The sequence below is a fragment of the Fortiea contorta PCC 7126 genome (assembly GCF_000332295.1).
GTDB classification, from domain to species: domain Bacteria; phylum Cyanobacteriota; class Cyanobacteriia; order Cyanobacteriales; family Nostocaceae; genus Fortiea; species Fortiea contorta.
On record NZ_KB235932.1, the window covers coordinates 1,664 to 9,773 of the forward strand.

9 protein-coding genes and 1 pseudogene are annotated in these 8,110 nt (G+C 39.7%); 6 read left to right on the forward strand and 4 right to left on the reverse strand.

The genetic code is table 11. The features are described 5' to 3' along the window. Nucleotides 1–378: pseudogene (locus MIC7126_RS29840) on the reverse strand (transposase); the annotation flags it as partial. A gap of 305 nt (nucleotides 379–683) precedes the next feature. On the opposite strand from MIC7126_RS29840, the gene MIC7126_RS0126900 reads away from it, so the two are divergent. Beyond that, nucleotides 684–1,448 (forward strand): ParA family protein, encoded by a 765-nt coding sequence (locus MIC7126_RS0126900; RefSeq protein ID WP_017656234.1) that lies wholly within the window; start codon nucleotides 684–686, stop codon nucleotides 1,446–1,448. Beyond that, on the forward strand, nucleotides 1,441–1,899 hold the full coding sequence (locus tag MIC7126_RS28510) for a carboxysome distribution maintenance protein McdB (RefSeq protein ID WP_017656235.1): 459 nt from the start codon (nucleotides 1,441–1,443) through the stop codon (nucleotides 1,897–1,899). Before MIC7126_RS0126900 ends, MIC7126_RS28510 begins: the two co-directional genes overlap by 8 nt. Before the next feature lie 188 nt (nucleotides 1,900–2,087). Here MIC7126_RS28510 and MIC7126_RS29845 read toward each other — a convergent pair whose 3' ends face one another. Next, nucleotides 2,088–2,441: a four-helix bundle copper-binding protein gene (locus MIC7126_RS29845; protein ID WP_081603104.1), complete on the reverse strand. Its 354-nt coding sequence runs from the start codon at nucleotides 2,439–2,441 to the stop codon at nucleotides 2,088–2,090. A gap of 266 nt (nucleotides 2,442–2,707) precedes the next feature. Between MIC7126_RS29845 and gorA the strand changes: the two genes are divergently transcribed. The 3 genes from gorA to MIC7126_RS0126920 all read left to right on the forward strand — a co-directional run bounded on the left by gorA (nucleotide 2,708) and on the right by MIC7126_RS0126920 (nucleotide 6,455). Next, nucleotides 2,708–4,051 carry a glutathione-disulfide reductase gene (gorA, locus tag MIC7126_RS0126910; RefSeq protein WP_017656236.1) on the forward strand — a complete coding sequence of 448 codons (1,344 nt, stop codon included), beginning with the start codon at nucleotides 2,708–2,710 and terminating at the stop codon, nucleotides 4,049–4,051. A gap of 80 nt (nucleotides 4,052–4,131) precedes the next feature. Beyond that, complete coding sequence (locus MIC7126_RS28515; protein WP_238553735.1) at nucleotides 4,132–5,115, forward strand: DUF4396 domain-containing protein; 984 nt, start codon at nucleotides 4,132–4,134, stop codon at nucleotides 5,113–5,115. Between the two features lie 2 nt (nucleotides 5,116–5,117). Then, nucleotides 5,118–6,455 carry a multicopper oxidase family protein gene (locus tag MIC7126_RS0126920; RefSeq protein WP_026100555.1) on the forward strand — a complete coding sequence of 446 codons (1,338 nt, stop codon included), beginning with the start codon at nucleotides 5,118–5,120 and terminating at the stop codon, nucleotides 6,453–6,455. 72 nt (nucleotides 6,456–6,527) lie between these two features. Here the strand turns inward: MIC7126_RS0126920 and fldA are convergent, their stop codons facing one another. Continuing rightward, nucleotides 6,528–7,040, reverse strand: coding sequence for a flavodoxin FldA (gene fldA / locus MIC7126_RS0126925; RefSeq protein ID WP_017656237.1), 513 nt, complete (start codon nucleotides 7,038–7,040; stop codon nucleotides 6,528–6,530). A gap of 398 nt (nucleotides 7,041–7,438) precedes the next feature. Then, the gene (locus MIC7126_RS0126930; RefSeq protein WP_017656238.1) at nucleotides 7,439–7,747 is read right to left on the reverse strand and encodes a transposase; all 309 of its coding nucleotides are present in this window, start codon (nucleotides 7,745–7,747) and stop codon (nucleotides 7,439–7,441) included. Nucleotides 7,748–7,889: 142 nt separating this feature from the next. Here MIC7126_RS0126930 and MIC7126_RS32170 point away from each other — a divergent pair. Beyond that, the coding region (locus MIC7126_RS32170) for a transposase family protein (RefSeq protein WP_017656239.1) at nucleotides 7,890–8,110 on the forward strand (221 nt) is incomplete at its 3' end.

An 8,110-nucleotide genomic window follows, 5' to 3' on the forward strand; every position in this document is an offset into this window, starting at 1 on the left:
TATTGCCTAGCTACATAATCAGTCTTCTTTCCTTTTTTCCTGTCTCCTGTTTCATCTATTACTACTGTAATCGCATTGCCATCTAATGCTGTTTTAGTCGATTTAATCTTCGTTGTTTTAATTCCTCTACTGACCAATCTGAATTAGCTAAAAATGATGTAATGACTGTGCAGAGTTTATACTTACGGCTTTCGCTATCTCTGGTAACGATTTTCTTTTAATTGGTGACATTATTCCCAGATGTAAATATTTGAAACACTCATAATTTCTTACTTCTTTAAACAGGTCTTTATACTCTGCACAATATTCATCTATGATGGTAACTGTTGGGTGAGCATCTCTTGGCAAATGCTTGAGGATTTGTAATTCTACATCCATTGCCCTACTTACCTTTCAAGGTTTTCTTTTTTATTCTTTTATTCAGAATACCCGGAAAGTTACAGAAGAGGGATAAATTCAGTCTTGACTAAAATTTGTAATAAGTGAACAGGACAAAAATCTATATTTACAGCTATCTTCCTGAATAGTAAGGCTTTTTGGGAGCTAAAATAATTACTAAATAGCGCTCAAAAAAATTTAGTCATTTCTGAATGACTAAATTATATAATGACTAAATAATTTAAAAATGACATTATGCATTATGATATTGACTAATTTACACCATGCTGTCGGTAGTCAGTAAAATGTTAACTCTTACTTGTGCATCCTTATCCGGTGGCCAGGGAAAAACAACTGTTGCAATCTTGTTGGGTAGAATGCTTGCTCAAACAGGACAGCGTGTACTGATGATTGATGCCGATCCCCAAGCGAACCTAACTTTTTACCTGGGGCACGAAGTTCAGCAGAATCAACCCACGCTTCTAGAAGTTCTGAAAAAACAGATAAATACTGAAGACGGTATTTACGAAATTGGAGAAAACCTATGGTTAATTCCTGCTGATGATGGATTAGATAATGCTCAAGAATTTTTATCCGGGAGTGGTATGGGAGCGATTGTTCTGAGCAAACGCTTAAAAGAGATATCAGATTTATTCCAATACTGCATTGTCGATGCGCCACCTCAGCGATCGCAAATCTGCCTTACATCGTTGGGGGCAGCTGACCATATTATCCTTCCTGTAGAAGCATCATCCAAAGGTGTAAATTCTCTCATCCGAACTCTGAGTTTGGTTGATGAACTTCAAGAAATTGATGCTTTTTCAGGGATAGTGCTTGGCATCTTGCCATTCAGAGATAAATGGGTAGGTAATAACCAAGTCGCACAAAGTAAGGCGAGTATCAGTGCAATGCGAACAATTGCCGAAGAAATAGTCGTTTTACCTTCAATTTTAGAATCTGAACAATTTAAAAAAGCCATAGATAAAGGTGTAAGTTTGTCCTCTCTGGGCTTTGAACAACTCGAAACTCCCTTCCAACAAATTATCGAGAGGTTACAAAAGAATGTCTGATGTTTTTGAGCGCCTTAAGAAAAAGACACGTCCAAGTGTTCCAGCACGGGATACAACACTTGTAAAAGTACAACACAATAGCTTACTAAATGACCAAATTACTGAATTTAGTCATTTACCTGAAAAACCAAAACCAGATTTAGATAGTGAGGAAGTAATAAACGATAAGGTAAGCACTTCTAATCAAGAACCGCAGTTAGAGTTAACCCAGATCATCAGGCGAACAATCAGGTTAGAACAGGATATTGATACCAAGCTAGATACGTTTTGCAATGTAAATAAAATTACTAGAGATACTTTCCTAGAAGCTGCATTTATCGTCTGCTCAGAAAATGAGGAATTATTGCAAGAGGTACTAAACCAAGCTAGAAAACGTTATCAACAGCGTAAACAAGCTGGTGAACAACGCAAATTTCAGACATTGGCTAAGAAAATTAACGTTAACGATTAAGTTAACCCTAATCTATCTGTGAGAGGCTAATCGCTTCTCTATCTCCTACTAGTATTGTGTAATACTTAGTAGTCGTTCTGAGAAATTCCATGTATTACGTGGATGATTGGCATGATTTTGTCTCGTAATACATGGTGTGGCATAAATTTTAATTATTTTGCAACGTAGCTGTCAGCGATTATAGAGATTTACGCCATAGCTTTCGCCATTTGACGGCAAGAATCCGCACAGCGACGGCAAGATTCGGCACAGCGTTTACAGTGGTCGCTATCGTGTTTCTCGCACTCACTGGCACAGTGATCGCAAGCTTCAGCACAGACTCCGCATATCTGAGCATGGAGAGGCGAATTGCGAGACATAAAACGAGCGCACAGAGCGCAAGTATCAGCACAGTCTCGGCACAGCTTAATGCATTGAGCCATCATCTGTACCATGTTGCCACTTAAACAGGCATCGGCACAGTTTTCGCAATCGCGCAGGCAATCAAAGCAAGCCTCTATGCAAGTTTCAAGCAAGGATTGATGAGATTGGGCTGTCGTCATAATTATACCTCCGATTTCAAGTCGTCAATTTCACATGAGGCAGTATTTATGCCTTCTTCATGCTTACATTAAAAAACTATCAATATACTTGCGTCTACCTAATGGCATGAATAATATTTATTACTAATTACATAGACTAATTTCATGCTGATTTCATTTGGGTATGCGTGATTGTTTTTTAATTAAAACTCTAAGAATTTCATATTAATTTCATCAATATGTGAAAAGGTAAAAATATAAATAAATAAAAACAGAGTTAATAATTTATGAGCTTTGATTATGACCTTTTTGTAATTGGTGCAGGGCCTGGAGGTGTTGCTGCCGCTAGACAATCTGCTGCTCATGGCGCTCGTGTGTTAATTTCCGAACGCGACCAAGTAGGCGGTACTTGCGTAATGCATGGCTGTATTCCAGAAAAACTTATGGCATATGCTGCTAGTTTTTCCCACGTTTTTGAAGATGCCGACGAATATGGTTGGGATAAAGTAAGTGACCGCATTGACTGGCATAAATTTATGGCAGCTAAAGACCGAGCAATCAAACATCTGAGCAAATTGCATATTCAGCATCTTGAAGAAGCAGGGGTAGACCTAATTTGGGGACAAACAAAGTTTTTAGATTCTCATACTTTGGATATTGGGGGCCGCCAGATTACTGCTAATAAAATATTAATTGCTGTAGGTGGAGAAGCTGTAAAACCTGAAATCTCAGGAATTGAATATGCTATTACTACACGTCAGATGTTTGAAATAAAGCAGCAACCGAAGCATATTGCCATTATTGGTAGTGACCAGATAGCAGTGAAGTTTGCTGGCAGCTTGAACGGTCTGATTTCAAAAGTTACTTTAATAGTGCCTGAAGAGCGTATTTTACCAGGTCGAGATGAAGATATTAGAGCTACAGTTCAGGAAAGTATGATAAAAAATTGTATTCAAATTTTCTGCCATACTGTTGTTGAAAAAATTGAAAAAAATAAGGACTGTTTATGTTTGAGTTTGTTAGGAAATAAACAAGATATTCTAACTGTAGATACCGTTCTTTGCGCCATAGGTCGAGTTCCTAATTTAAGTGGTCTTGATTTAGAAAAAGCAGGTATTCAAGTTAAACAAGGAGCGATCGCAGTAGATGAATACAGCCGTACTACTCAGGCTAATATTTTTGCTGTTGGAGATTGCACTGACCGACCCCATTGGACTCCTGTCGCCATTGCCACAGGTCGTGCCTTTGCTGACACCGTATTTGGTAATCATCCCCGAACTGTGAATTTAGAGTGCGTTCCCTCAGTACTTTCTTCTCGACCTGAAGCGGCTACGGTTGGCTTGACTGAAGCCCAAGCGCGTGAAAAATTTGGGGAATCAATACACTGTTATTCTCAAAGGTTTCAACCTCTTTTTGATGCCATTGCTGAACCAGAACAGAAAACTCTCATTAAATTAGTAGTTGATACTAAATCAGACAGGGTACTCGGTGCTCATATGGTCGGTGAATACGCTCCTGAGATTATTCAATGTCTTGGACTTGCTATTCGGACAGGTATCACTAAAAAAGATTTTGATGCAACAATTGGTATTCATCCTTCAGCGGCGGAAGAATTTTTCACCCTACGCTAACTTTTGCTAATCATAAAGCCAAAACTCTTTGAGAAGATACGCTTTTGAAGAACTAGCTTGTTGTACATTCCAAGGTAAATATGCGTCCCAAATCAATTTTATGGATAGTTTTACTAGTACTAACTCTGGGATTAGTGCTATTAACTCCTCGTTTAGGAATAGGCCAGGAATTACCTGATTATCTTGAGAGAATTCCTAATTCTATTGCTCAAAACTCACCTTTACCTCAGCCTGCGAGCAACTCAAATATGCCCAGCATGAATATGTCTGGCATGAATGAGGCAAACTTCAAAAGTTCTGCTTGGATTGATACTGTTTTGATTGTTTGGTTTAGTCTGACAGTTCTCTCAGTAATTTATGTATCCTGGGATGCGTTCACTAGTAATCCTGAACTAACTGTAATGAAGTGGGGATGGTTGTTAGTGACTCTTTACACAGGAGTAATTGGTGCGGCACTGTACATTCTGTCTTGTAAAGAACCAGCTCCAATGCAGCATGAAGAGTTTGTCAAGCCATTGTGGAAACAGACCGTTGGTTCGACAATTCACTGTTTAGCTGGTGATGCAACGGGAATTATCGTTGCTGCCGCAATTACCATGACCCTCGGACTACCCATGTGGCTTGATGTAATTTCTGAGTATTTTTTCGGCTTTGCCTTTGGGCTGTTTGTTTTTCAATCTTTGTTTATGAAAGATATGCTGGGTGGTTCATATCTCAAAGCCGTCCGGCGTTCTTTTATGCCGGAATGGCTTTCAATGAATGCGGTGATGGCAGGAATGATTCCAGTAATGGTCATCCTGATGAGCCGTGATATGACAGCGATGGAGGCAACCTCAATTCGGTTCTGGGGCGTGATGTCTTTGGCAACTTTAGTAGGATTTGTAGTTGCTTTTCCCGTTAATATGTGGCTAGTTGCTGTTGGTCTAAAACATGGGATGGGAACCGTTCGGGCATTAGGTAAAGGTGGTCACAGTTTAGCTGCTGAAAGAGAAGAAATTACAGCAACTTCCGATAAAGTGCCTGCACCCAATGCTGATACAGACCAGTTTATGGAAGGAATGTAACCATGAAAACCCGTCGAAATATAGAGATGAATTCTTCTGCTGGCGATTTGCACGCGGGTATGTCAATGAAACCCAAAGCTACGCGATCGCAACTTCTAGCAGTGACGCTGTTAACACTATTAGCCTTAGCATTTGGTGTTTTCATCGCCGCACTCTACGGCAACTTTACCATGAGTGCTAGGAATATGCAGCCTGAGTCAATGCCAGGAATGAATATGGGCAACCAATCCATGCCTGGGATGAATATGAATAACGACAACAAGTCAATGTCTGGCATGAATATGGGTGGCACCAAATTTCCGACTCCAGTATCATCACTACCGCCTGCACCCATGAGTAGCGTCACTCAAATGAATGGTTTAGTCATGCCCCCAGGAATGATTATGACCTCTGATATGAGCATGGAAGCAATGGCAGACATGGCAGCAGTAGACTTGACAAAGATAGCCTATAGTGCTCCCGTTGATGCACGAGGGGATCAGACTCTAACACCTAAACTAGAGAATGGTGTGAAAATCTTTAACCTTGATGCTTCTTTGATCAAATGGAATATCCTACCAAACGTTCAAGTAGCTGCTTATGCTTTCAACCGTCAAGTTCCGGGGCCGCAGATTCGAGTTACTGAAGGCGATCGCGTCCGGATTGTAGTCAAGAACAACTTACCAGAATCAACCACAGTACATTGGCATGGCATGATTTTACCCAACAACATGGACGGGCCAGCCGATGTTACCCAAAAGCCAATTGCACCTGGTGCGAGCTATATCTACGAGTTTACTGTTAAGCAAGCAGGCACTTACTTTTACCACTCTCACAAAGATGTAGATCGTCAGCAAACTTTAGGGATGTACGGTGCGTTAATCATCGATCCCAAGAATAAACCAAAAACTCCTGCCTACGATCAAGACGTTTTGGTTCAGCTTCAGGAGTGGACAATAAAGCAAGGCTACACCTTTCCAGCAATGCCGATGGAAGGGCTAATGCCTAACTTCTTCACGATTAATGGTAAAGCTTATCCCTCTACTGAAACAATCAACGCCAAAATTGGTCAAAAAATCCGCTTCCGCTTTATTGGTTCAAATAATGCCTTCATCCACCCAATGCATATTCATGGCGGCCCATTCAAAATTATTGAAACAGACGGTAATCCTCTACCCGCCGTTGCCCAAATAGAAAAGGACACTATCAATGTAGCTCCCGGTGAACGCTACGACGTAATTTGGACAGCTCGCGATCAGGGTAAGTGGTTGCTACATTGCCACATTGCCCATCACGCAACAAACGACAACGTTGAGGTGGAAGGTGGGGGTGGCTTAACAATGATTATTAACGTTACCTAAATTAAAGAAGCTTTACTGACCGAAAGAGCTAGTTCAGAACTGCACCTTTCCAGTACGAGACTTTATACTCCTCTATAAACCAAACTCTTGTTTGAGTTGAACAACCCAAGCTTTAATTCGTTCATTCGTTAAGTCAGACTGATTATCTTCATCAAGCGCTAGACCTACAAATTTACCATCGCGGACGGCTTTAGATTCACTAAATTCATAACCATCTATTGACCAATAGCCAACTGTTTCACCACCCTTTTCTGAAATTTTTTCTGACAAAATCCCTATTGCATCTTGAAAGCTATCAGGATAACCAACCTGATCCCCTGCTCCAAAATAAGCAATTTTTTTGCCACTAAAGTTAATGTTATCTAGCTCATCATAGAAATCTTCCCAATCACTTTGCAATTCACCAATATTCCAGGTAGGGCAACCGATGATGATATAACTGTAATCCTTAAAATCATTTGGTTCAGCTTGTGAAATGTCATTTAACGTTACTACGTCTTCTCCACCAAATTCCTTTTGAATTGTTTCCGCTTCAGTTTGAGTATTACCTGTTTGAGTGCCGAAAAATAAACCAATATTAGCCATTCTCCCTCCTTAATTTTTCTTGTAGTGATTGTTTTGCGTTGTGTTTATGCGGTCACTACTCTAGTTTGAAGCCGCTGTCGTATCTGCGTACTATCACCTTCTACTAAGCAAAAGGGTAAATAATTTATGCTATCGCCATACACATCTGATGACAAAACTTTCTCGCCTCAACTTAAGAGGTTCCAAGGGTAAACTTCATCTTCCTAATGGCATGATTGTAATTTATTTCCAACGGCTGATAATTATTTCATCTTAATTTCATCTTGATATGTGTATATGGATGTTTGAGTATTTTCTCAAGAATGTTTAATCTAAATTTAGAAGTAAATGAAAAATGTATAATTATCAACAGCACATTTTTGATTTATTCACAATAAATTTTAATTATATAGCGTTTCCTAGTCTAGTGAGGTACAGTAACAACAATGAGTAAACCAGCCTTGGATATCTTTTAAAGACACTTTATTAAAAGCTTCTTCAACTGCTTTGGCTAAAGAAGGATAATTTCTGGCACCAATAGAACGTAGTATACTCTTGATTTTTGACCAACAGTTTTCAATGGGTGAAAAATCGGGAGAATAAGGCGGTAAATAAATAAGATTTGCTCCTGCCGCTTGAATCATAGCTTCAATTTCTTTACCTTTATGTGTAAGGAACTGCAAACATAAACGCTTCAAACTGCAAACAAGGCAATTTTGAAACCACATTAAGGGTCTTGGCAACTTTTGGTGATCTTGGTTGGGGGAAGGCAGAGGGCAGAGGGCAGAAGGCAGAAGTCAGAAAGATATAATTGAGATACTTCAAACTTCACTTCATCAAACATTTGAGGAATAAGCCTCAGCAAGCTCTATGTCGGTGCTAACTCACCTATTACCAGATTCAAGCAATCTGAGACTTGAAGATTGCCTTCTTGACGAGATAAAAACGAAGATTTGGTTGATTGTTTCCGCAATTAGAACAGTAGTTAATTGTCCAGTGTGTCATCAACCAACTCACAAAATTCATAGTCGCTATGAACGCTTATTAGCAGACTTACCCTGGGCTGATTACAGCATTACCTTACAGTTACG

What these genes read in the sequence shown, in the direction of transcription:
- fldA (WP_017656237.1), bottom strand. Translation starts at nt 7,040, where the DNA reads ATGGCTAATATTGGTTTATTTTTCGGCACTCAAACAGGTAATACTCAA.
- MIC7126_RS0126920 (WP_026100555.1), top strand. Translation starts at nt 5,118, where the DNA reads ATGAAAACCCGTCGAAATATAGAGATGAATTCTTCTGCTGGCGATTTG.
- MIC7126_RS0126930 (WP_017656238.1), bottom strand. Translation starts at nt 7,747, where the DNA reads ATGTGGTTTCAAAATTGCCTTGTTTGCAGTTTGAAGCGTTTATGTTTG.
- MIC7126_RS28510 (WP_017656235.1), top strand. Translation starts at nt 1,441, where the DNA reads ATGTCTGATGTTTTTGAGCGCCTTAAGAAAAAGACACGTCCAAGTGTT.
- MIC7126_RS29845 (WP_081603104.1), bottom strand. Translation starts at nt 2,441, where the DNA reads ATGACGACAGCCCAATCTCATCAATCCTTGCTTGAAACTTGCATAGAG.
- gorA (WP_017656236.1), top strand. Translation starts at nt 2,708, where the DNA reads ATGAGCTTTGATTATGACCTTTTTGTAATTGGTGCAGGGCCTGGAGGT.
- MIC7126_RS28515 (WP_238553735.1), top strand. Translation starts at nt 4,132, where the DNA reads ATGCGTCCCAAATCAATTTTATGGATAGTTTTACTAGTACTAACTCTG.
- MIC7126_RS0126900 (WP_017656234.1), top strand. Translation starts at nt 684, where the DNA reads ATGTTAACTCTTACTTGTGCATCCTTATCCGGTGGCCAGGGAAAAACA.